This is a genomic window from Methyloversatilis universalis EHg5, from assembly GCF_000378945.1.
In the GTDB taxonomy this organism is placed as follows: Bacteria; Pseudomonadota; Gammaproteobacteria; order Burkholderiales; family Rhodocyclaceae; genus Methyloversatilis; species Methyloversatilis universalis_A.
Genome location: NZ_KB900539.1, coordinates 3,724,680 through 3,750,691 on the forward strand (window position 1 = coordinate 3,724,680; position 26,012 = coordinate 3,750,691).

28 protein-coding genes and 1 tRNA gene are annotated in these 26,012 nt (G+C 67.3%); 17 read left to right on the plus strand and 12 right to left on the minus strand.

Annotated elements, in window-relative coordinates; genetic code table 11:
* Positions 1 to 2 precede the first annotated feature (2 nt).
* The 6 genes from METUNV2_RS0116880 to METUNV2_RS0116905 all read right to left on the minus strand — a co-directional run bounded on the left by METUNV2_RS0116880 (position 3) and on the right by METUNV2_RS0116905 (position 5,792).
* Positions 3 to 1,448, minus strand: coding sequence for an exonuclease domain-containing protein (locus METUNV2_RS0116880; RefSeq protein WP_018230657.1), 1,446 nt, complete (start codon positions 1,446 to 1,448; stop codon positions 3 to 5).
* A gap of 25 nt (positions 1,449 to 1,473) precedes the next feature.
* Positions 1,474 to 1,680 carry a DUF3460 family protein gene (locus METUNV2_RS0116885; RefSeq protein WP_018230658.1) on the minus strand — a complete coding sequence of 69 codons (207 nt, stop codon included), beginning with the start codon at positions 1,678 to 1,680 and terminating at the stop codon, positions 1,474 to 1,476.
* Positions 1,681 to 1,709: 29 nt separating this feature from the next.
* A complete protein-coding gene (locus METUNV2_RS0116890) occupies positions 1,710 to 3,974 on the minus strand; it encodes a RelA/SpoT family protein (RefSeq protein ID WP_018230659.1) in 2,265 nt (754 codons plus the stop codon).
* Positions 3,975 to 4,028: 54 nt separating this feature from the next.
* On the minus strand, positions 4,029 to 4,235 hold the full coding sequence (rpoZ, locus tag METUNV2_RS0116895; protein WP_018230660.1) for a DNA-directed RNA polymerase subunit omega: 207 nt from the start codon (positions 4,233 to 4,235) through the stop codon (positions 4,029 to 4,031).
* A 1-nt stretch (position 4,236) separates the two neighbouring features.
* Positions 4,237 to 4,857, minus strand: coding sequence for a guanylate kinase (gmk, locus tag METUNV2_RS0116900; protein WP_018230661.1), 621 nt, complete (start codon positions 4,855 to 4,857; stop codon positions 4,237 to 4,239).
* A gap of 80 nt (positions 4,858 to 4,937) precedes the next feature.
* On the minus strand, positions 4,938 to 5,792 hold the full coding sequence (locus METUNV2_RS0116905) for a YicC/YloC family endoribonuclease (RefSeq protein WP_018230662.1): 855 nt from the start codon (positions 5,790 to 5,792) through the stop codon (positions 4,938 to 4,940).
* A 168-nt stretch (positions 5,793 to 5,960) separates the two neighbouring features.
* On the opposite strand from METUNV2_RS0116905, the gene METUNV2_RS0116910 reads away from it, so the two are divergent.
* From METUNV2_RS0116910 to hemW, 5 genes are read left to right on the plus strand one after another with little or no spacing between them, the layout of a single operon-like run.
* Complete coding sequence (locus METUNV2_RS0116910; protein WP_018230663.1) at positions 5,961 to 6,953, plus strand: serine/threonine protein kinase; 993 nt, start codon at positions 5,961 to 5,963, stop codon at positions 6,951 to 6,953.
* A complete protein-coding gene (locus METUNV2_RS0116915) occupies positions 6,950 to 7,873 on the plus strand; it encodes a PP2C family protein-serine/threonine phosphatase (protein ID WP_018230664.1) in 924 nt (307 codons plus the stop codon). The genes METUNV2_RS0116910 and METUNV2_RS0116915 overlap by 4 nt, the downstream gene beginning before the upstream one ends.
* Position 7,874: 1 nt before the next feature.
* Positions 7,875 to 8,594 carry a ribonuclease PH gene (gene rph / locus METUNV2_RS0116920; RefSeq protein WP_018230665.1) on the plus strand — a complete coding sequence of 240 codons (720 nt, stop codon included), beginning with the start codon at positions 7,875 to 7,877 and terminating at the stop codon, positions 8,592 to 8,594.
* Between the two features lie 4 nt (positions 8,595 to 8,598).
* Entirely contained in the window at positions 8,599 to 9,195 is a 597-nt protein-coding gene (gene rdgB, locus METUNV2_RS0116925) for an RdgB/HAM1 family non-canonical purine NTP pyrophosphatase (RefSeq protein WP_018230666.1), read from the plus strand.
* Entirely contained in the window at positions 9,192 to 10,421 is a 1,230-nt protein-coding gene (gene hemW / locus METUNV2_RS0116930) for a radical SAM family heme chaperone HemW (protein ID WP_018230667.1), read from the plus strand. The genes rdgB and hemW overlap by 4 nt, the downstream gene beginning before the upstream one ends.
* Before the next feature lie 41 nt (positions 10,422 to 10,462).
* Here hemW and trmB read toward each other — a convergent pair whose 3' ends face one another.
* From trmB to METUNV2_RS0116950, 4 genes are all read right to left on the minus strand, one after another.
* Positions 10,463 to 11,182 (minus strand): tRNA (guanosine(46)-N7)-methyltransferase TrmB, encoded by a 720-nt coding sequence (trmB, locus tag METUNV2_RS0116935; protein ID WP_018230668.1) that lies wholly within the window; start codon positions 11,180 to 11,182, stop codon positions 10,463 to 10,465.
* A gap of 47 nt (positions 11,183 to 11,229) precedes the next feature.
* Positions 11,230 to 12,018, minus strand: coding sequence for a thiazole synthase (locus METUNV2_RS0116940; RefSeq protein WP_018230669.1), 789 nt, complete (start codon positions 12,016 to 12,018; stop codon positions 11,230 to 11,232).
* A gap of 15 nt (positions 12,019 to 12,033) precedes the next feature.
* Positions 12,034 to 12,255, minus strand: coding sequence for a sulfur carrier protein ThiS (thiS, locus tag METUNV2_RS0116945; protein ID WP_008061113.1), 222 nt, complete (start codon positions 12,253 to 12,255; stop codon positions 12,034 to 12,036).
* A 107-nt stretch (positions 12,256 to 12,362) separates the two neighbouring features.
* Positions 12,363 to 14,555 (minus strand): TonB-dependent receptor family protein, encoded by a 2,193-nt coding sequence (locus METUNV2_RS0116950; RefSeq protein WP_036271220.1) that lies wholly within the window; start codon positions 14,553 to 14,555, stop codon positions 12,363 to 12,365.
* Positions 14,556 to 14,794: 239 nt separating this feature from the next.
* On the opposite strand from METUNV2_RS0116950, the gene METUNV2_RS0116955 reads away from it, so the two are divergent.
* The 3 genes from METUNV2_RS0116955 to METUNV2_RS0116965 all read left to right on the plus strand — a co-directional run bounded on the left by METUNV2_RS0116955 (position 14,795) and on the right by METUNV2_RS0116965 (position 16,579).
* On the plus strand, positions 14,795 to 15,208 hold the full coding sequence (locus tag METUNV2_RS0116955; protein ID WP_018230672.1) for a hypothetical protein: 414 nt from the start codon (positions 14,795 to 14,797) through the stop codon (positions 15,206 to 15,208).
* A gap of 67 nt (positions 15,209 to 15,275) precedes the next feature.
* Positions 15,276 to 15,349, plus strand: a tRNA-Gly gene (locus METUNV2_RS0116960).
* Between the two features lie 192 nt (positions 15,350 to 15,541).
* Complete coding sequence (locus METUNV2_RS0116965) at positions 15,542 to 16,579, plus strand: DUF481 domain-containing protein (RefSeq protein WP_018230673.1); 1,038 nt, start codon at positions 15,542 to 15,544, stop codon at positions 16,577 to 16,579.
* A gap of 4 nt (positions 16,580 to 16,583) precedes the next feature.
* Here METUNV2_RS0116965 and METUNV2_RS0116970 read toward each other — a convergent pair whose 3' ends face one another.
* Positions 16,584 to 17,072, minus strand: a complete 489-nt coding sequence (locus METUNV2_RS0116970) for a flavin reductase family protein (protein ID WP_018230674.1) — start codon at positions 17,070 to 17,072, stop codon at positions 16,584 to 16,586.
* Positions 17,073 to 17,217: 145 nt separating this feature from the next.
* Here METUNV2_RS0116970 and mutY point away from each other — a divergent pair, with 145 nt between their 5' ends.
* The 5 genes from mutY (at position 17,218) to METUNV2_RS0116995 (ending at position 20,747) form a co-directional block, all read left to right on the plus strand.
* Positions 17,218 to 18,306, plus strand: a complete 1,089-nt coding sequence (mutY, locus tag METUNV2_RS0116975; protein WP_018230675.1) for an A/G-specific adenine glycosylase — start codon at positions 17,218 to 17,220, stop codon at positions 18,304 to 18,306.
* Positions 18,299 to 18,565 carry a YkgJ family cysteine cluster protein gene (locus METUNV2_RS0116980; RefSeq protein ID WP_018230676.1) on the plus strand — a complete coding sequence of 89 codons (267 nt, stop codon included), beginning with the start codon at positions 18,299 to 18,301 and terminating at the stop codon, positions 18,563 to 18,565. Before mutY ends, METUNV2_RS0116980 begins: the two co-directional genes overlap by 8 nt.
* A gap of 97 nt (positions 18,566 to 18,662) precedes the next feature.
* A complete protein-coding gene (locus METUNV2_RS0116985) occupies positions 18,663 to 19,073 on the plus strand; it encodes a cupin domain-containing protein (RefSeq protein WP_051081984.1) in 411 nt (136 codons plus the stop codon).
* Positions 19,074 to 19,171: 98 nt separating this feature from the next.
* Positions 19,172 to 20,005: a class I SAM-dependent methyltransferase gene (locus tag METUNV2_RS0116990; RefSeq protein ID WP_018230678.1), complete on the plus strand. Its 834-nt coding sequence runs from the start codon at positions 19,172 to 19,174 to the stop codon at positions 20,003 to 20,005.
* A 34-nt stretch (positions 20,006 to 20,039) separates the two neighbouring features.
* Positions 20,040 to 20,747: a hypothetical protein gene (locus METUNV2_RS0116995; protein ID WP_018230679.1), complete on the plus strand. Its 708-nt coding sequence runs from the start codon at positions 20,040 to 20,042 to the stop codon at positions 20,745 to 20,747.
* 40 nt (positions 20,748 to 20,787) lie between these two features.
* Here the strand turns inward: METUNV2_RS0116995 and METUNV2_RS0117000 are convergent, their stop codons facing one another.
* Positions 20,788 to 21,432, minus strand: coding sequence for a response regulator transcription factor (locus METUNV2_RS0117000; protein WP_018230680.1), 645 nt, complete (start codon positions 21,430 to 21,432; stop codon positions 20,788 to 20,790).
* A 227-nt stretch (positions 21,433 to 21,659) separates the two neighbouring features.
* Between METUNV2_RS0117000 and METUNV2_RS0117005 the strand changes: the two genes are divergently transcribed.
* From METUNV2_RS0117005 to METUNV2_RS0117020, 4 genes are all read left to right on the plus strand, one after another.
* The gene (locus tag METUNV2_RS0117005; RefSeq protein ID WP_018230681.1) at positions 21,660 to 22,340 is read left to right on the plus strand and encodes a response regulator; all 681 of its coding nucleotides are present in this window, start codon (positions 21,660 to 21,662) and stop codon (positions 22,338 to 22,340) included.
* Positions 22,337 to 24,199, plus strand: coding sequence for an ATP-binding response regulator (locus tag METUNV2_RS0117010; RefSeq protein ID WP_018230682.1), 1,863 nt, complete (start codon positions 22,337 to 22,339; stop codon positions 24,197 to 24,199). Before METUNV2_RS0117005 ends, METUNV2_RS0117010 begins: the two co-directional genes overlap by 4 nt.
* Before the next feature lie 279 nt (positions 24,200 to 24,478).
* Positions 24,479 to 24,892, plus strand: a complete 414-nt coding sequence (locus METUNV2_RS0117015) for a PhaM family polyhydroxyalkanoate granule multifunctional regulatory protein (RefSeq protein ID WP_018230683.1) — start codon at positions 24,479 to 24,481, stop codon at positions 24,890 to 24,892.
* Between the two features lie 8 nt (positions 24,893 to 24,900).
* Positions 24,901 to 25,998, plus strand: coding sequence for an FIST signal transduction protein (locus METUNV2_RS0117020; protein WP_018230684.1), 1,098 nt, complete (start codon positions 24,901 to 24,903; stop codon positions 25,996 to 25,998).
* Positions 25,999 to 26,012: the final 14 nt, after the last annotated feature.

Sequence of the window (26,012 nt, forward strand, 5' to 3'; positions counted from 1 at the left end):
GCTCAGACGGTGTCGACCGCGTCGGCTGGCAGGCCGTCGAGATGGCGGCGCAGGATGCGGTAGTGGTCGTAATCGAAGCGCGCATCAGCCACCGGCGGCGACGAAGCTTCGCCATCACCGCCGCTGCCCAGATAGCACCAGTGCTGCAGCCAGTGCCGCTCGCTGCGCGTGCTGCCGGGCCGCCGTTCGCGCAACGCCACCCGCCCGGCCCAAGGCCATTCCGGCATCCTCAGGCCATCCAGTGCGCTCATCAGCCGCAGATCGTGCTGACGCGGATCCTCCCGCCCGCAGCACACGCCCCGGCAGCGCTTCACCTGCACGTTCACGCAGGCAGCGGTGCGCCGCTCGAAGCCCTGCAGGCCGATGCGCTTGGGGCATAGCTGCCAGGCGGTGGCCATTTCGCGCAGCGCGGTCATGCAGTCACGGCGGGAACGGAAGGGGCCGTACAGGCCGGCCAGCTGCTGTGGCGCGACGCGATCCAGCTCAACCAGCGTGAGCGCCGCCTCACCGGCGACCACCTCGTTGCCCGGCCCGCCGCGCAGCGCCAGCGCTACCGCCGGGCCCGACGCCCGCAGCTGCTTGTTGTACAGCGGCTGCAACTGCTTCACCAGCCGGGCTTCCAGCAGCAGTGCGCCCAGTTCGCCCGCGGTTTCGATCCAGTCGACGCGCCGGGTTTCGCGCAGCATGCGCGCGGCCTGACCGCCCTTGTGCGAACCGGTGAAGTGGGCCAGCACGCGCGAACGCAGGCTGCGGCTCTTGCCGACATAGAGCGGCAGTTCGGCCGCGGCGGGCAGCAGATCGGTGCTGGCCGGCGGCTCACCGTAGAAAAGGTATACGCCGGGTGCGTCCGGAATGTCGTCCAGCGCGCCGGGGCTCAGCCCGGGCGGCGTGGCGGCAACGCGGCCGGCCTTGTCCATCGCCGCCTCGATCGCCGCCGGCAGAAAGTCGCGGACAGCGATGTCCAGAAAATCGCGCACCACCCGCGCGTCGCCGATGGCGCGGTGGCGCGCATCGCAGTGCAGGTCGAAGCGCGCCATCAGCGCGTCCAGCCCGTGCTTCGGAAACTGCGGATAGAGCGCACGCGACAGACGCACCGTGCACAGCACCCGTGGCGAGAAATCCAGCCCGACGCGGGCGAATTCGTTGCGCAGGAAGCCGTGGTCGAAACGCGCGTTGTGCGCGATGAACAGCCGGCCGTGCAGCAGCGCGGCCAGCTCTTCCGACAGATCGGCAAAACGCGGTGCGCCCGCCACCATGTCGTCGGTGATGCCGGTGAAGCGCTGGATGGACAGCGGAATGGGCACGCCCGGATTGACTAGGCTGGACCATTCCCGCCGCACGCCGCCGTCGATCAGCACCACGCCGACCTCGGTCACCCGGTCGGCGCGCGGGTCGCCACCGGTGGTTTCAAGGTCGACGATGGCCAGCGGCTGGTCGAACAGACTCATGCAGGAAACACCGCCGGGCGGCGGTTCAGTGCGTGTCGGACGGGTTCAGATCGGTCTGGTACGGGTAGGCCTTCTGTGCCACGCGCGCTTCGTTGAAGCGGCGCTGGGCTTCCAGATCCTGCGGCTTGTCCCACCACAGCGCGCGGCCACGGCGTTGCTCGTCGACCTGTTCCGGGTGCTTTTCGAGGTACTCGCGCATGAAGCGCGTGTGATCGGATTCGTAATCTGCCACGTGAAACTCCGTTGGAAGGATGGATCTGCTCAGTTCGTCTTGCGGGCCGGGTCCGCACTGTCACCGGCGCGGACGCGCGCGATGCGCACCACCTCGGGTACGCGGCGCAGGCCCTTCATGATGCGTGCGAGGTGGACGCGGTCGGTCACCTGCAGCGTGAAGTGGATCTGGGTATAGAGGCTGCCGTCCTCCTCCATGCCCACATTCTGGATGTTGGCGCCGCACTCGGCGATCTCGAAGGCGACCTTGGCCAGCACGCCGGGCTTGTTGGCCGCAATGACGCGGATGCCCACCTCGAACACGCGGCTGCTGTCGCGCTCCCACTCGACGTCCACCCACTGGTCACCGTCCTTGCGGTTGCGACGCAGCGTGGGGCAATCGTGCGCGTGGATCATCAGGCCGGAGCCCACCCGCAGCTGGCCGACGATGGGGTCGCCCGGTATCGGCTGACAGCAGCGCGCAATCTGTACCGCCATGCCTTCGGAACCGCGGATGAGCAGTGCGCTTTCCGGCGTGTCCAGCGGCGTGCCGCGCTGTTCGCTCGCGGTCTGCAGTTTGAGCAGGCTGCGCGCGACGAAGGTGGCCGAGCTCTTGCCCTGCCCGATGTCGGCCAGCGCTTCCTTGCGGCTTTTCACTTCCGCAGTCTCCAGCCACTGCGCCCACGAGGCGTCGCCGATCTCGTCCGGCGTCACGCCGAACTGGCGCAGCGCCTGGGTGAGCAGGCGCTCGCCGAGCTGGGCTGATTCCTCGACCTGCATGGTTTTCAGGAAATGGCGGATCTGCACACGCGCCTTGCCAGTCTTCACGTAGCCCAGCCAGGCCGGGTTCGGATTCGGATGGGTGGCGGTGATGATTTCCACCTGATCGCCGCTGTTCAGCTCGCTGCGCAACGGCATCAGTTCCTGGTTGATGCGGCAGGCGACGCAGCAGTGGCCGACGTCGGTATGCACCGCGTAGGCGAAATCGACTGCGGTCGCGCCGCGCGGCAGCGACATGATCTTGCCCTTGGGCGTGAACACGTAGACCTCGCCCGGGAACAGGTCGATCTTCACGTGTTCGAGGAATTCCGCCGAATCCGGCGCCGAGCTCTGCAGTTCGAGCAGCGACTGCAGCCAGCGGTGGGTGTTGGCCTGCAGGTCGTCCAGCGACTGTTCGCTGTCCTTGTACAGCCAGTGCGACGCGACACCGTTCTGCGCGATCTGGTGCATCTCGGAGGTGCGTATCTGCACTTCGACCGGCGTACCGAACGGACCGATCAGCGTGGTGTGCAGCGACTGGTAGCCATTCGCCTTCGGGATGGCGATGTAGTCCTTGAACTTGCCCGGCACCGGCTTGTACAGCGCGTGCAGCGCGCCCAGCGCGAGATAGCAGTGCGGCACGTCCGTCACCACGACGCGGAAACCGTAGATGTCCAGCACCTGGGAGAAGGTGAGGTGCTTGTCGCGCATCTTGCGGAAGATGGAGTACAGGCTCTTCTCGCGGCCGAACACATCGGCTTCGATGTCACGCTCAGGCAGGCGGGTGCGGATGGCTTCGGTAATCTTGCCCACCACCTCGCGCCGGTTGCCGCGCGCCGCCTTCATCGCCCGCTCCAGCACCCGGTAACGCATCGGATGCATGGCGTGGAAGGAGAGGTCCTGCAGTTCGCGGTACACCGCGTGCAGGCCCAGCCGGTTGGCGATCGGCGCGTGGATTTCCAGCGTTTCGCGGGCGATGCGGCGCTGCTTGTCAGGCCGCATCGAACCCAGCGTGCGCATGTTGTGGGTGCGGTCGGCCAGCTTGATCAGGATGACGCGCACGTCGCGCGCCATCGCCATCAGCATTTTGCGGAAATTTTCCGCCTGCGCGTCTTCCTTGGACTGGAACTCGATCTTGTCCAGCTTGGACACGCCATCGACCAGTTCCGCCACCACCTTGCCGAAGCGCTCGGCGATCTCGGCCTTGGTGATGGCGGTGTCTTCCATCACGTCGTGCAGCAGCGCGGCGCACAGCGCCTGCGAATCGAGATGCCAGCCCGACAGGATTTCCGCGACCGCGAGCGGGTGCGAAACATAGGGCTCGCCGCTCATCCGGAACTGGCCGGCGTGAGCGGTCGCCGACATCGCGTACGCATCGCGCACGCGCTGCACGTCCTCTTCGCGGAGGTAGCCGGAAATGCCGGCGATCAGGCGTTCGAGATCGGCCAGCGTCGGACAGGGCGCCGGCGGGGTGCCGGCATCGGCGTCGTTGTCAGCGGCCGGTCCGAGACCGGCCAGGGGCTGTGCAGGCGGGATGTGGGCGACCGGAGTGGGCATGATGAATTTATCCACCGGTCGGATGATCCACTCAGCGCTGACAGCCCGGCCTCATCAGGCCTGACCCCGGTTCAGGATTTCCACGCCGACCTTGCCGGCGGCGATCTCACGCAGCGCGACCACGGTCGGCTTGTCCTTGTCGCCATCGACCTGCGGCGTGCTGCCGGCGGACAGCTGGCGGGCGCGGTAGGTGGCGGCCAGCGTGAGCTGGAAACGGTTCGGAATGCGCTTCAGACAGTCTTCAACGGTAATGCGTGCCATATCAATTCACACCCAGGGATTGGAAAAATTCGGGATTCCGGGCCATCTGGCTCGAACGGAGCAGCCGCGCAGCGCGCGCAACCGCGACCATTTCGTCCAGCGCCTGGCTCAGTATGTTGTTGATTATAACGAAATCGAACTCCCGAAGATGACCGATCTCCTCGCGTGCGGCAGCCAGCCGGCGTTCTATGACCTCGGGCGCGTCGGAGCCGCGCCCGGTCAGGCGTTGCGCCAGCGCCTCGAACGAGGGCGGCAGCACGAACAGGCTCACCGCCTCCGGAAACTGCGCACGCACCTGCTGCGCGCCCTGCCAGTCGATTTCGAGCAGCACATCGTGGCCGGCGTTCAGCCGCTCGTCCAGCCAGCGGCGAGACGTGCCATAGAAATTGCCGTGCACATGCGCCCACTCCAGGAAGTCGCCGGCTTCGCGCATCGCCTCGAAACGCTCGACGCTGATGAAGTGGTAAGCCACGCCATCGACCTCGCCCGGACGCGGCGCGCGCGTGGTGTGCGAGATCGACAGCCCGATCTGCGGCTCGCGTTCGAGCAGACCCCGCACCAGGGTGGTCTTGCCTGCACCGGACGGTGCGCTGACGATGAAAAGGACGCCGCGAGAACTCATGACTGCTGGACCTGAAGGACTTTGCTGAATGCCGGCCCGCATGCCGCGGCCGGCGTGACACACAGGCGGCGCGCGCCGCCTCACTCGATGTTCTGCACCTGCTCGCGCATCTGTTCGATCAGGATCTTGAGCTCCATCGCCACCCCGCTCACATCGGCCGCGACCGATTTCGACGCCAGCGTATTGGCTTCGCGGTTCAGTTCCTGCATCAGGAAATCGAGCCGTTTACCAGCGCTGCCGCCCTTGGCGAGAATGCGCTCCACCTCATCCAGATGGGCGCTTAGCCGGTTCAGTTCCTCGGCAACGTCGATGCGCACCGCGAACAGGCCGACTTCGGTGCGGATGCGCTCGTCGTCGGCGCTGCCGATGGCTTCCTGCAGCTTCTGCACCAGTTTCGCCTGGTAGTCGCGCACCACTTCGGGCACCCGCGGCGTGACCTGGGCCACCAGTTCGCGCATGCGCACCACGCGCTCCATCAGGATGGCGGCCAGTCGCACGCCTTCGCGGCCACGCGAGGCGGTCAGATCGGCCAGCGCCTGGCGGATGGCACGGCCACCGGCCTCGCTCAGCGCGTCGGCCGGAATGGCGTCGTCGCCCAGCATGCCGGGCCAGCGCAGCACTTCGGCCACCGACAGCGGCGCCGCCTGCGGCAGCGCCTTACGCACCGCGTCACCAAGCGACACCAGCTGGGCCAGCAGCTGCGGGTTGAGCGCCAGTTCGCGCGCGGCTTCGCCGCCCGCCTGCAGACCGCCGCGGCAATCCACCTTGCCGCGGGCCAGCGCAGCGGTGATCTGTTCGCGCAGCAGCGGTTCGATCACCCGCAATTCGTCCGGCAGCCGGAAATGCAGGTCGAGGAAACGGGAATTGACCGTTCGCAGCTCAAGATTGAGCGTCGCCCCGCCGACACTGACTGCAACGGTCGCGAAACCGGTCATGCTGTGTATGCTGCCTGCCACCCGTATGTCCCCTGTCGATGAATCGTTCCGCCCGGAATGCTCCCCGGAACGCCTTGCCGGTGCCGGGAAGCGCGGGCAGGCCCGCTTTACAGCCCGTGGGCGAACGCCCAGAATCGCGCCGAAACAAGGATCATAGCGGCCCGCAGAATGCCCCCACAAGTCAATTGCGCCCTGCCGCCGGGCTTTGAACTCGATCATTACCGCATCCACAGCCAACTGAGCCTGGGCGGGTTTTCCATCGTCTATCTGGCGTACGACCGCGACAACACGCCGGTGGCGATCAAGGAATACCTGCCGAACGCGCTGGCGCTGCGGGAAGAGGGGCATATCAAGCCGAACATTCCCGAGGAATTCCTGCCGGCCTTCCGCTACGGCATGAAGTGCTTCTTCGAGGAAGGCCGCACGCTGGCCGGGCTGAACCATCCGAACGTGGTCCGCGTGCTGAACTTCTTCCGCGCCAACGAAACCGTCTACATGGTCATGCGCTACGAGCGCGGCCGCACGCTGCAGGACTACATCACGCGCCGGCGCGGCGAGATACGCGAAAGCTTCATCCGCTACGTGTTCACCCGCCTGCTCAACGGCCTGCGCGAAGTGCATGCGCACAAGCTGCTGCACCTGGACATCAAGCCGTCCAACATCTACCTGCGCAACAACGGCTCGCCGGTGCTGATCGATTTCGGCGCCGCACGCAATACGCTGATGGTCGATACGCCGATGCTGAAGCCGATGTACACGCCGGGCTTCGCCGCACCGGAGCACTACCGCAACCGCGACCTTCTCGGCCCCTGGAGCGACATCTACAGCATCGGTGCCAGCATGTATGCCTGCCTGTCCGGCGGACCGCCGCAGGCGGCCGATCAGCGCATGGAAAACGACACGGTCATCCTCGCTTCCGAGCGCTGGATAGGCCAGTACTCGCAACAGCTGCTCGAAACCATAGACCTGTGCATGCAGCTCAATCACCTGAAGCGGCCGCAGAGCGTGTTCGCGCTGCAGAAGGCGCTCGCCACCTGGGACCGCGAACATGAAGAGGCGCTGGTCGCCCAGGCCGCTGCCGCATCGCCGCGCAACGCCGATCACTGGCTCGACCGCGTACGCGCGCAGTTCAGCCGCTTCAGCACCTGGATGAGCAAATGAGATTCACCATCTTTCAGGACAGCCGGATCGGCAAGCGCAAGTCCAACCAGGACCGCATGGCCTACTCGTATTCGCGCGATGCGCTGCTGCTGGTGGTCGCCGACGGCATGGGCGGCCACTTCCAGGGCGAGGTGGCGGCGCAGATCGCGGTGCAGTACCTGGTCGAGTCCTTCCAGCGCGAAGCCAAGCCGCGGCTGAACGACCCCTTCCTGTTCCTGTCGCGCGGGCTGACCAACGCGCACTGCGCCATCCTCGACTACGCGGACGAACGCGATCTGGAGGACGGCCCGCGCACCACCTGTGTCGCCTGCGTGATCCAGGATTCGGTCGCCTACTGGGCGCACGCCGGTGATTCGCGGCTGTACGTGCTGCGCGCCGGCCACGTGATGACGCAGACGCGCGACCACTCGCGGGTGCAGCGCATGATCGATCGCGGCCTGCTGGACGAGGACGGCGCCGCCACCCACCCGCACCGCAACCGCATCTACAGCTGTCTCGGCGGCCCGATCGCCCCGCAGATCGAGTACTCGCGCAAGACCCCGCTGCTGGCCGGCGACACCATACTGCTGTGCAGCGACGGCGTGTGGGGTCCGCTGGGCAACGAAGCGCTGCTGAAGGCCTTCGACAATCCGGACGTGATGACCGCAGTGCCGCGGCTGATGGATCTGGCCGAGACCACCGGCGGCGAAACCGCCGACAACCTGACCACGGTGGCCCTGAACTGGCACGACAGCTACGCCGACGCCGACGAACCGCGCGGCGCGGTCACCACCAAGACACTGCCGCTCGACCGCCACACCACGGTGATCGAAAGCTTCGGCGACCGTGCCTCGCTGCGCGAAGAGTGGGACGAATCGGCAATCGAATCCGCGATCGCGGAAATCAATTCCGCAATCAACAAATACTCGAAGGGACCATGACGTGACACGACCCAGCGGCCGCCGGCCCGATCAGGCGCGCGACCTGCGCATCACCCGAAATTTCACCTGCCACGCCGAAGGTTCGGTGCTGATCGAGGTGGGCAACACCCGCGTGCTGTGCACCGCCAGCGTGGAAGAAAGCCTGCCGCCCTTCCTGCGCGGCAAGGGCCAGGGCTGGGTGACCGCCGAATACGGCATGCTGCCGCGTTCCACCCACACCCGCAGCGCACGCGAGGCGGCCAAGGGCAAGCAGAGCGGCCGCACCCAGGAAATCCAGCGCCTGATCGGCCGCAGCCTGCGCTCGGTCACCGATCTGGTCGCGCTGGGCGAACGCCAGATCACGCTGGACTGCGACGTGCTGCAGGCCGACGGCGGCACCCGCTGCGCATCGATCACCGGCGCCTGCGTCGCGCTGCACGACGCGCTGACCGGTCTGGTGAAGAAGGGCCTGCTGCCCGCCAACCCGCTGCGCGAACTCGTGGCCGCGGTGTCGGTCGGCATCCATGAAGGCCGTCCGGTGCTCGATCTCGACTACGATGAAGATTCGAACTGCGACACCGACATGAATGTGGTGATGACCGCGTCCGGCGGCCTGTGCGAAGTACAGGGCACGGCCGAAGGCGTGCCCTTCACCCGCAGCGAACTGAATGCGCTGATGGATCTGGCCGAAGGCGGCATCAACGGCCTGATCGCCGCCCAGCGCCGCGCCCTGGAGATCTGACCCCATGACGATCGAACGCCTGGTACTCGCGAGCAATAACGCCGGCAAGCTGCGCGAGCTGTCGGCCATGCTGGCGCCGCTGGGCATCGAGGTGGTGACCCAGGGCTCGCTCGGCGTCAGCGAAGCGGAAGAACCGCATCCCACCTTCGTAGAGAACGCGCTGGCCAAGGCGCGTCACGCGGCACGCGAAACCGGGCTGCCGGCACTGGCCGACGATTCCGGCCTGTGCGTGAGCGCGCTCGGCGGCAAGCCGGGTGTGCTGTCAGCGCGCTACGCCGGCGAACCGAAATCCGACCTCGCCAACAACGCCAAGCTGATCGCCGACCTGCACGGCGTGGACGACCGTCGCGCCCACTTCTACTCGGTCATCGTGCTGGTACGGTCGGCCGACGACCCGCAGCCGCTGATCGCCGACGGCGAATGGCATGGCGAAATCATCGCGCAGGCGCGCGGTGAAGGTGGCTTCGGTTATGACCCGCACTTCTTCGTACCGACGCTCGAACAGACCGCGGCCGAACTTGCGCCGGAACTGAAGAACACGCTGTCGCACCGCGCGGCGGCGATGCGCCACCTGCTCGACCGGCTCAAGACTCCGTCATGAGTCGCGTCATCCCGCTGAAGCCGGCGCGCGCCGCGCAGCCGGTGACGGCGGGCGCAGCATTGGCCGCCACCTCGGAGGCGCCGGCCTTCACCGTACCGCCGCCGCTGTCGCTGTACATCCACTTCCCCTGGTGCGTGCGCAAGTGTCCGTACTGCGACTTCAACTCGCACACGGTGCGCGACGGCATTCCCGAAGCCGCCTACATCGACGCGCTGATCGCCGATCTCGAATCATCGCTGCCCGACATCTGGGGCCGCCGGGTACAGACCATTTTCTTCGGCGGCGGCACGCCCAGCCTGATGACGCCGGAGGCGCTCGACCGCCTGCTCACCGCGGTGCGCGCACGGGTGAATCTGTCGCCGGAAGCGGAAATCACGCTGGAGGCGAATCCGGGCACGGTGGAAGCCGACCGCTTCCAGGGGTTCCGCGACGCCGGCGTGAACCGGCTGTCGATCGGCGTACAGAGCTTCGACGACCGCCAGCTTGCGGCGCTCGGCCGCATTCACGACACCCGCGAAGCGCGGCGCGCGATCGAACTCGCGCTGCGCACCTTCGAGAGGGTGAATATCGACCTGATGTACGCGCTGCCGCAGCAGACGCTGGCCGAAGCGCTGACCGACCTCGACACCGCGATCGCCACCGGCGTGAGCCATCTGTCCTGCTACCACCTGACGCTGGAGCCGAACACGCCCTTCGCCGCGCAGCCGCCCGAACTGCCGGACGACGACGTGTCGGCTGACATGCAGGAGGCGATCGAGGCGCGGCTGGCCGAAGCAGGCTTCGTGCATTACGAAACCTCGGCCTTCGCAAAGCCGGGCCAGCAGTGCCTGCACAACCTGAATTACTGGCAGTTCGGCGACTACCTCGGCATCGGCGCCGGTGCCCACGGCAAGCTGAGCTTCCACGACCGCATCCGCCGCGACATGCGGCACAAGCACCCGAACGCCTATCTGGAGGGCGCGGCGCGCGGCGACTTCGTGCAGGACACGCGCGCGGTCACTGCAGACGAATTGCCCTTCGAATTCATGATGAACGCCGCGCGGCTGAACGACGGCTTCCACATTGACCTGTTCGCCCGCCACACCGGCCTCACGCTGGACCGGCTGATGCCGCGCCTGCTCGAAGCGCGCGAAGCCGGACTGCTGGAACTGGACAGCGGGCGGGTGAAGCCGACGCTGCAGGGGCGCCGCTTCCTGAACGAGCTGCTGCAGCGCTTTCTGGACTGAGCTGCCTGCGGGCGGGCGCTCCGCCTGCCGCTGGCGACGCTTCAGCCCTTGCGCCGGAAGATCACGTCCCACACGCCGTGACCCAGCCGGAGGCCGCGTGCTTCGAACTTGGTGAGCGGGCGGTAGTCCGGACGCGGCGCGAAACCGTCGACCGTGTTTTCCAGCAGTGGCTCGGCGCTGAGCACGTCCAGCATCTGCTGGCCGTAATCCTCGATGTCGGTCGCGCAGTGCAGATAGCCGCCGGGCGCGAGCTTGGCGGCGAGCTGGGCGACCAGCGGCGCCTGGATCAGGCGGCGCTTCAGGTGGCGCTTCTTCGGCCACGGGTCGGGGAAATACACATGCACGCCGGCCAGCGAGCCATCGGAAATCATGTCGCGCAGCACCTCGACCGCGTCGTGCTGGATGACGCGGATGTTGGCGAGCTGCTGTTCGGCGATCAGCTTGAACATGTTGCCGACACCCGGCCCATGCACCTCGATGCCGATGAAGTCGGTGTCCGGCCGCGCGGCGGCGATTTCGGCGGTGGTGAAACCCATGCCGAAGCCGATTTCCAGCACCACCGGTGCGCTGCGACCAAAGGTGACAGCGTAGTCGATGGCCTGCGGCGCATATTCGATGCCCCAGCGCGGCATGCCTTCTTCGATATTGCGGATCTGACCCGGCGACATGCGGCCCTGGCGCAGCACATAGCTGCGAATGTGGCGCTGCGGGCGCGTGTCGTCTGCGCCTTCGGCACTGTCCGGCGTGTCGTGTTCGTTCATGCGAAAAATCCTGCTGCGCGACGCACAAGGCGTCGCGCAAAGTGAGTTCAGCCGGTGATCAGGCCGGTGGTGGGCGAACTGGGCGCGCCGCTGTAGAGCTTGCGCGGCATGCGGCCGGCGAGGAAGGCTTCGCGGCCGGCCTCGACGCCCTTCTTCATCGCGCTGGCCATCAGCACCGGGTTCTGCGCCTTGGCGATGGCGGTATTCATCAGCACGCCGTCGCAGCCCAGTTCCATCGCGATCGCCGCGTCCGACGCGGTGCCGACGCCGGCATCGACGATGACCGGCACCTTGGCGTTGTCGATGATGAGCCGCAGATTCCACGGGTTCAGGATGCCCATGCCGGAGCCGATCAGGCTGGCCAGCGGCATCACCGCGACACAGCCAACCTCTTCCAGCCGCTTCGCCATGATGGGGTCGTCCGAGCAATAGACCATCACGTCGAAGCCGTCGCGCACCAGGGTTTCGGCCGCGGCCAGCGTCTGCGTCATGTCCGGGAACAGCGTGTCGGCGTCGCCCAGCACTTCCAGCTTCACCAGGTTGTGGCCGTCGAGCAGTTCGCGCGCCAGCCGCAGCGTGCGCACCGCGTCGTCCGCGGTGTAGCAGCCGGCGGTGTTGGGCAGCAGCGTGTAGCGGTCCGGCGGCAGCACGTCGAGCAGGCTGGGCTGGCCCGGCTCCTGGCCGATATTGGTGCGGCGGATGGCGACGGTGATGATTTCGGCACCGGAGGCGTCGACCGCTTCGCGCGTTTCGTCGAAGTCGCGGTACTTGCCGGTGCCAACCAGCAGGCGCGACGAGAACTCGCGCGCGCCGATCTTCAGGATGTCATTGCTCATGGGAATGGTCCGGTTTCAGCCGCCGCCGACGGCGACGACGATTTCGATGCGGTCGCCCTCGACCAGCACGGCGTGAGGATGCGTGGCACGCGGCACGATTTCGCCATTGCGTTCGACCGCCAGCCGCTTGCCGGCCAGATCGAGGGACTGCAGCAGCGCACCGACCGTGATGCCGGCGTCCAGCGCGCGCGGCTCGCCATTCACCGTGACGGTGATGGATGCATTCGGGGGAGTCATGGGGCGAAAGTCTACAGCGAAGCGCCCACCCTGTCAGACCGCAGACCGGAAGAAAAATGGGCCGCCCCGAAGGGCGGCCCGAAATCGCACGAGAGGAATGTGCGCGATCAGAAGCTGTAACGGATGCCGGCGAACACCTGCCGTTCGCGGCCGGCGAACTTGCCATCGACCCGGCTGACCAGATATTCGCGGTCGGTCAGGTTGTAGGCACTCAGGAAGTAGCTGGTTTTCGAGCCGGCCGGCCGGAAGTTCATCGAAGCGTTGAACAGCGTGTAGGACGGGATGGTGCCCTCCTCGCCGGACAGGTTTTCCACGCGGGTGTTTTCGCCGTCAGAGAACTGGCTGCTTACGTGATCAGCGCCGATGCGTGCATCGAAGCCAACCGGATGCTGGTAGCCCAGCGCCACCGACAGCAGGTGCTTCGGCGCATAGGGCAGGCGGTTGCCGGCCACGATGTTCTCCGCCGGATCATCCTTCTTGAATTTCGCAGTGAACAGGTTGGTGTAGGACGCCGTCACATAGACATTGTGCGCGGTCTTCAGGATCGGTCCGAAGTCGACCCGGCCCGCCAGTTCGACGCCGGCCTGCTTCGATTCGCCGCCATTGAAGAAGCGGCCGTTGTCCTGGATCACGATGTCGTCGAAGTCGGTCTGGAACAGCGTGGCTTCGAAACCGACACCGGTGAAGTAGCGCGAACGCACGCCCAGTTCCCAGTTTGTGCTTTCTTCCGGCCGGGTGCGGTTCACGATGGCGCAATCCTGCGCGCTGCCACCATTGCAATTGGGCACGTTCAGGTCGCGGTCCGGGCGAGGGGGCGCGAAGCCCTTATGCACGCCGGCGAACACCGTCGTGTTCGCGATTCCGTTCCACGCGGCGCCGAAGCCGGGCAGCAGCTTGGACGTATTGTTCGTCAGCCGTGCCTCCGGATTGTTCTGCGACTCGCCCTCGGCCTGCAGCACATGGGTGCGGATGCGCATGTCCTCATAGCGCAGTCCCGGCGTGAACGACCAGTCGCCGATGTGGAAAGTGTTCTGGGCGTAGTACGACTTCGCTTCGACCTGGATGTCGATGTGTTCGCGGAAGGAGCCGAACTGACGCGCCCACCCCAGACTTTGGGCGCGCGGGTCGCCGTCCCGGTACTGTCTGCGTTCGATGTCTTCCTCATGATAGCGGAAGCCCACCACGGCATCGCTGGGCACGCCGAACAGGTCATGCCTGAAGTCGAGCCGCGGTTCGATGCCCCAGTAGGTGTAGTCACGCGGACGCCAGCGGCCGCCGCAGGTGCGCGAATTGGCTTCGGTGGCGACGACGCCCGAGCAGCGGTCCATTTCCGACCGGCCACCCAGCGAGCCCGGTTCGTTGATCTGCCGGAAGGACGCACGCTGCGCATCGACGTAGTAAGCCTGGGTCGCCAGCTTCACGTCGTCATTGATCTGGAAGATGTGCTGCAGCTGCACGCTCTTGCGCTCGTGCTCGAAACGGTCCTGACGCGCGGTCGGCGCCTGCAGCGGGTCTTCCGCATATTCCACCGCGCCGAGGCCGGTTTCGGTGATGTGCGAATCCTCTTCGTAGTAACCCACCTTGCCGAGCAGAGTGTGCTGCGGGTTGATATTCAGCTGACCTTTCAGGGTGGCTTCGCGCACGTCAAAATCGTGACCGCGACGCACGCCGTCTCCGCTCTTCTGCAGCAGGTCCAGCATGACGCCGCCACGCTCGCCGCCGGCGCCGACATTGGCGTGCCAGCCGCGGAAATCATTGTTGCCGACGGTGGCGCTGACGCTGCCTTCGACGCCGTTCTTCGGTACCGGCCGGGTAACGAAATTGATCATGCCGCCCACGGTCTGCGGGCCGTAAAGCACCTGGCCGGACCCTTTCACCACCTCGATGCGCTGCACGCGGTCCAGCGGCGTCGAATAATGGGCGGACGGATCGCCATAGGGCGCGAGGAACAGCGGCATGCCGTCCTCCAGCAGCAGGGTGCGCGAAGTACGACGCGGGTCCAGACCGCGGATGCCGATGTTCAGGCCGAGGCCGAAGGTGTCTTCGTCCACCGTGTGCACGCCGGGCACGCTGCGCAGCGCCTCCTTGACGGTGAAGGGGCGCTGGGCTTCCAGCGCCTTCTCGTCGATGACCGCCGTCGAGCCCGGGACATGTTCCATGCGCGAAGGCAGGATGCTGCTGGTGATGTCGACCGCATCGAGCACCACTCTGGGCGAGGTTTCGGGCGTCTGCGCACGGACTGCGGACGGCAGCACGGAGCCGGCCGCCAGAGCGGCGGCCAGCAGGGTCAATCTGGACATGGGGCGATCTCCTCGGATGGACATTTTTTATTTGTGTGCTAATTGTTAGCGCGGCGCTGAATATAGTGAGCGCCTGCAACCGATCACAGGGAAAAACTCCCGTGCCTCTTCGCCGCCCCCACCGGAGACCTTCGATGAATCCTCGCCCCCTCATGCCACAAGCATCCGCACGGCTGCTCACGACACCCGCGCCCCGGCGCCGGACTCGGTTCTCCCGACATTTGCTCGGGCTGTGCGCAGTGCTGTTCGCACTGCCCGCCGCCCGGGCCGCCGGCGACCTCACCCGGCAGGAGCCGGTCGCCGTTACGCTGCAAATCGGTTGCGACGCCACGCCGCCGCGCTTCTCGCCCGACACGCTGACGCTGGAAAGTGGAAAGCTGTACGCGCTGCGCCTGCACAACAGCGGCAGCAAGCCGTGCTACTTCGGCTCGCAGTCGCTGGCCGACGCGGTCTATACCCGCAAGGTAGTGGCACTCGACGCGACCGGGCGTACCGTGGCCGAGGTGTATGGACCGATACGCCGCATCGAGATCGCGGCCGGCCATGCGGTCGAATGGTGGATCCTGCCGGTACGCACCGGTCGCTTCGAAGATGTCATGTCGACCCGTGCGCTGACTGAAGCCGGCATGAAGGCGGTGATCGAGGTGAAGTGAACGGCGGGCACGGACGGGCTGCAGCACGCCTTGCGCGGTCGCGGTGCACGCGTACAATCCGCGCTGCGCGGGTGTAGTTCAATGGTAGAACGGCAGCTTCCCAAGCTGCATACGTGGGTTCGATTCCCATCACCCGCTCCAGTCCGCACCGCCTGAAATCTCCCGCCAGTCCCGCTTCCGATCGTCCTACAGCCTTCGTGGCGCCGCCTCGATAGACTGGGCTCGGGTCATCTGACCCGCATCGCTCCGCAGTACTCCCCGCCTCACCCTCGTGCCCGCCGCCGGTCCGACACGGCCCGCCGGCACGCGCACCCCACGATCAGGGAGACCTCCATGCACTGGCCACGATGGCGGCGCCTGCCGCTCCGACTTTCTTTTTCGATTGCCGCCCTGTGCGCGGCAGGCAGCGCCGGCGCCGACGAAATACGGCTGGCCAACGGCGACCGCATCACGGGTCGCATCGTCAGCAAGGCCGGCAACGATCTGGTGATCGACACCGACTACGCCGGCCGGCTGACGCTGCGCTGGGACCAGGTCGCCGCGCTGCGCACCGACGACGCGCTCACCGTCATGACGCGCAACGGCGAACTCAGCCAGGACGCCCGGCTGGACAGCCGCAACGATGACTCGATGGACGTCGACAGCGCCACCGGCAGCCGCAATGTGCGACCGGAGGACATTGCCTTCATCAACCCCACGCCCGAACAGTCAGGCCAGGGCGCCACCTATCGCGGCCACGCCAATGTGTCGGCCGCGCTGGTGCGCGGCAACAGCGAGAACGAGCGGGTCTATGGCGACGCCGCCTTCAACGCACGGGCGCGCGATTACGCCTGGGGTCTGGGTCTGAAGGTGGACCGGCGGGAAGAGCGCGGCATACGCACCGCGCAGCAGTGGCTGGTCGATGGCAACTACGACCGCTTCATCGACGATCGTCACTTCCTGTACGCACGCTCATCGCTGGAACAGGACCGCTTCAAGGACATCCGGCTGCGCAGCACGGCCGGTGCCGGCTACGGCTGGCAGTTGTACGACGACGACCGCACCCGGCTGTCGCTGCGTACCGGTCTGGATTACGTGACGCTGGATCGCCGGGTCGGCATGGACGAAGACTATCCGGCACTGGGCTGGGGCGTGCGCGCCAGCCGCAAGGTGTTCGCACGCGGCGCCGAACTGTTCCACGACCAGGACGGCTTTCTCAGCCTGTCCGATCCGGACTTCCTGACCATACGGACGCGCTCCGGCGTGCGGCTGCCGATCGCCGGCGGCATGACCGCGTCGGCGCAGATCAATGCCGACTGGGAGCGCACGCCGGCGCCCGGTCGCAAGTCGACCGACACCACGCTGCAGCTCGGGCTGGGTTACGCCTGGTAGGCCTTCAGGGCTGCCGGATGCCGCGGTAGCCGCCGCCGAAATACAGCAGCGGCTCACCGGCGCCGCGCTCGAAGCGCTCGACCCGGCCGACGAAAATGAGATGGTCGCCGCCCGGATACTGCAGGTCGTTGCGGCATTCGAAGCGGGCCAGGCAGCCGTCGATCAGCGGAGCACCGCCCAGACCGTCGGCGCACTGCAGGCCGGCAAAGCGCTGTTCCCGGCTGCCGGCGAACTGGCGCGACAGCGCCTGCTGACCTTCGCCCAGCACGTGAATCGCATAGTGCGAACACGCGCGGAAAGACGCCTCGCTCGGCGAACCCAGCGACAGGCTCCACAGCACCAGCGGCGGATCCAGCGACACCGAATTGAAGGAATTGACGGTCAGCCCGACCGCCTCGCCGTCCGGTGTACGCGCGGTGACCACGGTGATACCGGTCGCGAACAGGCCCAGCGCATCGCGAAAGGCGCGGCTGTCGTGCGCGGGATTGCTCATCGTGCCGCTCCATGCGAACGAACGGAGACGGGCACCGCGGACAGGGGGCGCAGGACACGGGCGGAGGGAAGCTTCATCGGACAGGCGGTTTGAGCGTAAGCCCGGATTATCGCCGCTTTTGCGCCACGCCCTACAATCGCGCCCCATGAATACTCACTCAGAGGTAGCCGCCAGCGACGATTTCGCCGCCACGCTGGTGCGCTGGCAGCGGCAGCACGGCCGGCACGACCTGCCCTGGCAGACCGGCGAAGCCTACGGCGTGTGGGTGTCGGAAATCATGCTGCAGCAGACCCAGGTGCAGACCGTGATCGGCTACTACGCCCGCTTCATGCAGCGCTTCCCGACGCTGGCCGCACTCGCCGCGGCCGACGAGGCAGCCGTGATGGAAAACTGGAGCGGCCTGGGCTATTACGCCCGCGCCCGCAATCTGCACCGCGCCGCGCGCGAGGTGATGACGCGCTTCGGCGGCGATTTCCCGCGCACGGTGGACGACATCGAAAGCCTGCCGGGCATCGGCCGCTCCACCGCCTCGGCCATCGCCTCCTTCTGCTTCGGCGCCCAGGCACCCATTCTCGACGGCAACGTGAAGCGGGTGTTCGCACGCGTGTTCGGCATCGACGGCTTTCCCGGCACCCGCGCAATCGAGCAGCGCATGTGGGCGCTGGCGCACGAGCTGATGCCGGCACGGGACGGTGGCCCCTACACCCAGGCGCTGATGGACCTCGGCGCCACCGTCTGCACCCGCAACCGGCCGCGCTGCGACGCCTGTCCGGTCGCCGACCGCTGCGTCGCCCAAGCACAGGGGCGGCAGCGCGAACTGCCGGCGCCGCGTCCGGCCCGGGTACGGCCACTGCGGCTGGTGCACGCACTGCTGCTGCGCACACCGGACGCGGTGCTGCTGGAGCGCCGCCCCGGACAGGGCATCTGGGGCGGCCTGCTCAGCCTGCCCGAACTGGCCGCCCAGACCGAAACCGAAGCACAGGCCGAAGCGCAGCGCTGGCTGGCTGTGCGCGGCCTCGCGGCGGACGAGGTGCAGACGCTGCCCGCGGTCAGCCATGGCTTCACCCACTTCGAACTGCGGCTGGTGCCGCTGCTCGCCCGCCTGCCTGGAGCGACGCAATTCGCCGCCGACAGCACGCTGCACTGGCAGCCGCTCGCCACACTGGCCACGGCTGCGCTGCCGGCACCGGTGCGCCGCCTGCTCGACGCCCAGACCCGGACCGGCCATGTCTGAGCCACACGCCTGCCGCGAAGGCTGTGCCGCCTGCTGCATCGCGCCGTCGATCAGCAGCCCGATACCGGGCATGCCGGACGGCAAGCCGGCGGGCGTGCCCTGCGTACAGCTGGACGCCGAGCTGCGCTGCCGCATTTTCGGCCAGCCGGAACGCCCGGCCTGCTGCAGCGGTCTGCAACCGTCGACCGACATGTGCGGCGACCGCCGCGAACACGCGCTGGTGTGGCTCGCGCGGCTGGAGCGCGACACGGCGCCCTGAGCCACCGTCGCGGCAACTACCCCCTTCGAGTGATTGCGGCCGTACGCTGCGCCATCGACACTGGCGCGGATCCTTACGTATCCCGATGGCAGACACCATGACGCACGCTGCAGACACCCGCGACGCGGCCGCCTCCGGCCCTACGCTCTACCCGCGCACGCCGCTGCGCCCGACCCCCGACGTGATGGCGCGCTGGATCACCCATCCGGCGCCCGAAGGCTGGGCCGAACCGGTGCTGATGGAATGGGCACTGACCGGCGAATACTGGCTGGACGAGCACGCTCACACCGAATACGCCTACGTGCTCGAAGGCTGCCTGCACGTCGAGGTCGATGGCGTGACCGTTGTAGCCCAGGCCGGCGATACCGTGTGCGTGCCGGCCGGTTGCGTCGGCCGCTACTACGCGCCGGAGCACGCCCGCATGCTGGGCGTGTACGGCCCGAATCCCGAAGGCCGGCGCGCCCGCCTGCTCGGCTTCGGCAAGCTGGAAGAAGAAGGCAGCCGCTGACCGGCGCCCGGCAAAGCCGAGAATGCGGGCCAATGTCCGCGCTAATCGGTGACTTTGTGCACGGCCGCTGGTCTACTGTGAGTGGGTCAGCTTTCCGTATGCCTGCCATGCACCTGTTCCGCGCCCTCGCCATACAGTTCGTGTCCTGGATCGTCGCGCTGTTCGCGCTGCGCTACACGGTGTCGCCGCCGGCTGGCATGGCAGCGGTGGTCATCATGCAGGCCGGCGTCGCCGCTGCGCTCGCGCTGGCCCTGCGCGCGCCGCGCTGGTGGGTGGCGATACACCTGCTGTTCTCACCGCTGGTGGTGGCCGCCCGCACGCTGGACATCGCCCCGACCTGGTATCTGTTCGCCTTCCTCGCGCTGTCGGCGGTGTTCTGGTCCACCTTCCGCAGCCGGGTGCCGCTGTTCCTGACCAATCAAGCCACCGCCCGCGCGCTGCTGCAGGCGCTGCCGAAGAACCGTGCGCTCCATCTGGTCGATCTCGGCTGCGGCACCGGCGAACTGCTGCGCCGGCTCGCCATGTCGCGGCCCGACTGCCGCTTCACCGGCGTCGAGAACGCGCCGCTGCCCTGGCTGATCGCCCGTCTGCGCAACCGCAACCTGCCCAATGTGACGGTGCGGCGTGACGATCTGTGGTCGCTCGAACTGGGCGACTACGACGTGATCTACGCCTTCCTGTCGCCGGTGCCCATGCCCCAGCTCGGCCGCAAGGCTTCGGTGGAAATGAAGCCGGACGCGATGCTGATTGCAAACAGCTTCGAAATCCCCGGCGTGAAGGCGGACCGCGTCATCGACAGCGACCCGGCAGCGCGTGCGCTATATGTGTACACATTTGCCGGACGGCGCGGCAAAAACGGCCGCACGGTCCGGGAAATGGCACCGGTTTCCGCAGCAGTTCCCGCCGATGCCCCGCATTTGATCGCGGAATAATGGCTGCTCGAACCCGGTAGGTGGAGAACACGAAATGGCTGAAATCATCTGCGTGATCGGCAACAAGGGCGGCACCGGCAAGACCACGCTGTCGCACATGCTGTGTCAGGGTCTGGGCCTGCTGAACCAGCGCTCGGTGTGCGTGCTGACCGACCTCGGGCGCGAGCCGCTGGACCCGGAAGGCCGCCGCTACCTGACCGCCGATGCCCGTTCGCGCGATGCACTGGCCAAGGTGGTGGAAAAGATCCGCGGCCTGAACAAATGGATGGGCGTGATCGACGGCGGTGCCAACCGCGGCGAGATGGACCGCCATCTGTACAGCCTCGCCCATCTGGTGCTGCTGCCCTTCCGCGACTCGCACGAAGACATCCGCACCGTGCAGCAGGATCTGGAAACCTTCCCGCGCGCGCTGGCCATCCCGACCCAGTGGCCGACCAATCCGTGGGCGCGCGAAGCGGCGGACAAGCTGGTCGAAAGCCAGCTCGGCCAGTACCGCAACCGCATTCTGGAGCCGGTGTTCGCGATCTCCTCGTCCAAGCTGCTGCTGCAGAAGCGCATTCCGGACAGCCTGCCCTCCCCACTGGCCAACGCCTGCCGTCGGGTTGCATCGCCGGTGCTGGACATCCTGCGCATCGACCACGAAGACGTGGACATCGACGCCGAAGAGACGATGGAACACGAGGTGCCGGCCCACGCCCGCCCGCAGGCGGACAGCGAACAGGTGATCGGCACCACCCACTGAGCGACACCGGCGGCGCGGCCAGCGCCGTGTCCGCCCGCGCTCAGCTTTCCTTGCGGAAGCCGCTCTGCGCCAGCGCGATCAGCGCCTGTGCGCGCGAGGTCACCTTCATCGCGCGGAAAATGCGGGTCAGATGCACCTTGACCGTTCCTTCGGCCAGGCCCAGCGATTCCGCGATTTCCCGATTGGTGCGCCCTTCGGCCAGCATCTGCAGCACCCGGGTCTGGGCCTGGGTGAGGCCGAATCCGTCGGCGCCCGCGGGGCGTATGGGTGGCGTAGCGCGCCCGGCCCGAGCTGCCGGCACACGGCGGTCAGGCGGCGTGTACAGACCGCCATCGAGCACGGTACGCACCGCCAGCACCAGCTGGTCACCGGAATCCCCCTTGGACACGAAGCCGGAAGCACCCTGACGCATCGCGCGTGCCACGGTGGGCTTGTCCGACAGCGCGGACACCACGATGACCGGCAGCGACGGGTCGCGCTCGCGCAGCGTGGCCAGCAGTGACAGGCCGTTCATGCCCGGCAGCATGATGTCGGTGAGCACCAGATCGATGTCGGCACCGCCGTCGAGCAGCGTCAGCGCATGCGCCGCATCGGGCGCCTCGATCACGCACCAGTCGGCACCCAGCCGCGACAGCGTCTGCGCCATGCCCTCGCGCACCAGCGCGTGATCCTCGACGATGAGCACACAACCCAAGAAACAGTCTCCGCTCGGACAGCATGAAAGGTGCGCCCGCAATGCATACGGACGCCTGCGGGCCGAGTGTACTGGCTGAATGCGCACTTTGCCGGTGCATTTCATCCAAGCGGACTAAGACGAAAGTAATAATCCGGATTCCGGCACAATCCGGGTTTCCGCCATCATTGCGGTCTTTCCCGGTGCCTCATGCACCCGGCAGACCGATCCGGACCCCCATGAAAATACTGATCGTCGACGATCATCCGCTGATACGCGAAGCGCTGCGCCACGTGCTGCCCGGGCTGGCGGCCGACATCCAGCTGCTGGATGCGGCCGACTGCGAGACCGGCCTGAAGCTGGCGGACGTGCATCCCGATCTCGACCTGGCGCTGCTCGATCTCACGCTGCCCGGCTGCCGCGGCATGAGCGCGCTGCAGACCTTCCGCGGTGCACATCCGGCGCTGCCGATTGTCGTGCTGTCCGGATTCGACGATTCCGAAACCGTGCTGGCCGCGCTCGACCAGGGCGCCATGGGCTTCATTCCGAAATCCAGCACCAACGAGGTCCTGCTCGGTGCGCTGCGGCTGGTGCTGTCCGGTGGCGTCTATGTGCCGCGCCAGGCCATCGTCGGCGAACTCGGTCTCGGCGCGCCTGCACAGCGGGCGGACGACGCGCCGCGCCGGCCGCAGACCGCCTCCGACATCGGTCTGACCGAACGCCAGGCCGAAGTGCTGACGCTGATGGTGCAGGGCAAGCCGAACAAGGAAATCTGCCGCGAGCTGAATCTGGCCGAAGGCACGGTGAAGGTGCACATCACCGCCATCCTGAAGGCGCTGGGCGCCTCCAACCGCACGCAGGCGGTGCTGGCGGCCAGCCGCATCGGCCTGAAGCTGGGCAGCCCGGGCGGTCATTCATGAGCGCCCTCCCGCCGCCGGTCGTGCTGGCCGAAGACACGACGATCGAATCGCTGACGCGCGAGCGCGGCGACGCCGCAGCACGGCTGGCGCCGGCAGAGCAGGCGGAACTCGACCGCGAGGTGGTGGCCACCCAGATCCAGATGCTGTACGCGAATCTGGGCACCGCCTTCGGCGGCCAGATCCTGGGCACGCTGCTGGTGGCGTGGACCGTGTATGACGCGGCGCCGCTGTGGACGGTCGCGCTGTGGTTCGTCGCGTCGATCGCCAACCAGCTGTCGCGCCTGACGCTGCTGCGCAGCTACCGCCGTACCGCGCCGGATGCCGCCAGCGCGCCGCGCTGGGGCAGCTACTGGCTGGCCGGCGCCGCCATTTCCGGCGTGCTGTGGAGTTCGACACTGTGGCTTTTCTTCACCCCGGAAGCTCCGGAACAGCAGATCGTGCTGATTTCGCTGCTGGTATCGGTGTGCGGCGTGGCCGCCGCGCTCACCTCGATGCATCTGCCCAGCTACTACACCTTCCTCGGCACCACGCTGCTGCCGGTGATCGCGCGCTACATCTGGGAAGGCAGCCGGCACGATCTGCTGGTGGCCTTCATCCTGTCGGTGCTGATGATCGCGCTGTGGCGGGTGGGCAGGAACTTCAACGCGCTGATCGAACGCGCACTGCGCAGCCGTTATGCCAACGAAGTGCTCAGCCGGCGGCTGGAAACACAGAACGTTGAGCTGTCGGAAGCGCGCGACCGCGCCGATCAGGCCAGCCGCGCCAAGAGCCAGTTCTTCGCCGCGGCCAGCCATGACCTGCGTCAGCCGCTGCACGCAATGGGGCTGTTCGCCGCCGCGCTGTCGGCCAAGGCGCACGAGCCGGAAGTGGCCAATCTGGTCACCAGCATCAGCAGTTCGGTCGAGGCACTGGAAGGGCTGTTCAACGAACTGCTCGATATTTCCAAGATCGACGCCGGCAAGGTGAAGCCGGAAGTGACCGACGTATCGGTCAGCGCACTGTTCGACCGGCTGCGCATGGATTTCGAGCCTGAAGCCTTCGAACGCGGCCTGAGCTTCCGCATCCGCTCGCGCGCGGCCTGGGTGCGCAGCGACCCGGTGCTGCTGGAGCGCATCCTGCGCAACCTGATTTCGAACGCCATGCGCTACACGCCCGCCGGCGGCGTGCTGGTGAGCACCCGCATGCACGGCGGGCGGCTGCGCTTCGAGGTGTGGGATACCGGCATGGGCATTGCACAGGAAGACCGGAACCGCATCTTCGAGGAATTCGTGCAGCTGGCGAATGCCGAACGTGACCGCCGCAAGGGCCTGGGGCTGGGGCTGTCCATCGTGCAGAGACTGTCCGGCCTGCTCGCGCACCCGGTCAATATGGCCTCGCGCCCCGGCCGTGGCACCGTGTTCCGCATCGACGTGCCGATGGGCCGCGCACCGGTAGTGCGCGCCACCGCAACCCGCAGCGAACGCGCACAGGCCGATCTGGGCGACCGCTGCATCCTGGTGATCGACGACGAAGCCAGCATCGTGGACGGCATGGCCGCACTGCTCGGCAGCTGGGGCGCCCACCCGCTGATCGCCGGCGGCATGGCGCAGGCAATGCAGGCGGTCGAGGAACATGGCGCACCGCCCGATCTCATCATCGCCGACTATCAACTGCGCGACGGCGAAGTCGGCCCGGAAGTGGTGGCCGCGGTGCGGCGCCATTTCGACCGCGACATCCCGGCCATCCTGGTCACCGGCAGCGCCACGCCGGAGAGGCTGGAAGAGGCCAAGGACCTCGGCCATCACCTGCTGCTGAAGCCGGTCATGCCGGCCAAGCTGCGCACGCTGATCCAGTTCAAGCTGAAGGAGCAGGCGGCCTGAACAGCAGCGCGGCCACAGCGCGCCCGGCCACCGCTGGGCGAGCGCCATTACCACTGCGGTTCTAAGCCGAACGGACGATTGCTGGTGCCCGGGGCGGCGACAAGAATGAAGGCGTTGTGCACGTTGTGTCTCCCTTCACGCGGCCCTAGAGGCCGCGTTTTCTTTGTGCCCCGCGCGGCTCGGCGGCATCCTCCAGCGCCACGCTTTTCCCGCATGGGTGGCCACAGCCATCAGCCGGCGCGCTATGCTTGGTCTGTACAGTCCATAAAAGGTGATGTCATGGCCGGCGAATCATCGCAGTACGATCCGATGGAATTCCTGCGTTCGGTCTGGGGCCAGATGCCGTTTCCGGTGCCCGGCTTCGTGACGCCGACGCTGGACGTCGGCGAGCTGGACAAGCGCATCGCTGATCTCAAGGCAGTAGAGGGCTGGCTGCGCATGAATATGGGCATGCTCCAGACCAGCATCCAGGGCCTCGAAGTGCAGCGGGCGACGCTGGCCACCATGCAGGCGATGGCGGCGGGTGCGGCAGGTCACCCGTCGCCGGCCTCTGCCGGTCACGACGCCGCCAATCCGATGAACGCATTCGGCAATGCGGCCATGTGGCCGTGGACGCTGATGCAGAACGCCGCCGGCCACCCGCAGGGCAGCTCCGCAAGCAGCGGAGACACCCCGCCTCCTGGCGGGAGCTGAGCCGGATCATGGGGCGGTTCGCGGCAAGCACGGCCTTCCACGAAGACTGGCCGGTCGCGATGGACAGGGCGCTGGCCGCGCTCGACATGCCGGCGGACGCCAATCTCGGTTTTGTCTACCTGACCGATCATTACGGTGCCGATGTGCAGGATCTGGTGGAGCGGCTGGGCCGCCTCACCGGCATCCGCAACTGGGTCGGCACCAGTTCGGTCGGCGTGATCGGCCGCGCGATCGCCAGTCAGGAACAGCCGGGCCTGTCGCTGATGGTGGGCCGGCTGCCGGAAGGCAGCTTCCGCGTGTTTTCCGGCCGGGAACGCCTGCCCGGTGCGGACGCCGAAGACACCGATCCGCCCTATTTCGCGGTGGTGCACGCCGACCCGGCCACGCCGGACATGCCCGACCTGGTGGCTGACATGGCGACCAAGGTGTCCAGCGGCTTCGTCACCGGCGGACTGGCGATCGCGCGCGGTCAGGCGCCGATGATCGCCAACGGCGCGCTGCACGGCGGCATCAGCGGCGTCGCCTTCACCGAGCAGGTGGCCATTGCCACCCGGCTCACCCAGGGCTGCTGCGCGGTCGGCGAAGTGCGCACCATCACCGCCTGCGAACACAACATCATTTCCGAAATCGACGGCCGGCCGGCGCTGGACGCCTTTCTCGACGCGGCCGGCACCTCGCTCGGCCAGGACCTCAGACGCGCCGCGCGCTACATCCTGCCCGGTCTGGGCGTGCCCGGCCGCGATGACGCCGAATTCCGGGTGCGCAATCTGATCGGGCTGGATCCGGACAACGGCCTGCTCGCGATCAACGACGCGGTGGAGCCCGGACAGCGGCTGCGCTTCTTCCGGCGCGACGCCGACTGCGCCCGCGCCGACATGCGCCGCATGCTGGCCGAGCTGCGCGATTCGCTGGAACAGACACCGAGCGGCGCACTCTATGTGGCCTGTGCCGCACGTGGCGCCCACATGTTCGGCGACGACAACGCCGAAGCGGCCATGCTGGAAGAAGCCTTCCCCGGCCTGCCGGTGGCCGGCTTCTTCGCCGGCGGCGAAATTTCGCACGACCAGCTGTACGGCTACACCGGCGTGCTCACCCTCTTCCTCTGACCCCGGCCACCCGA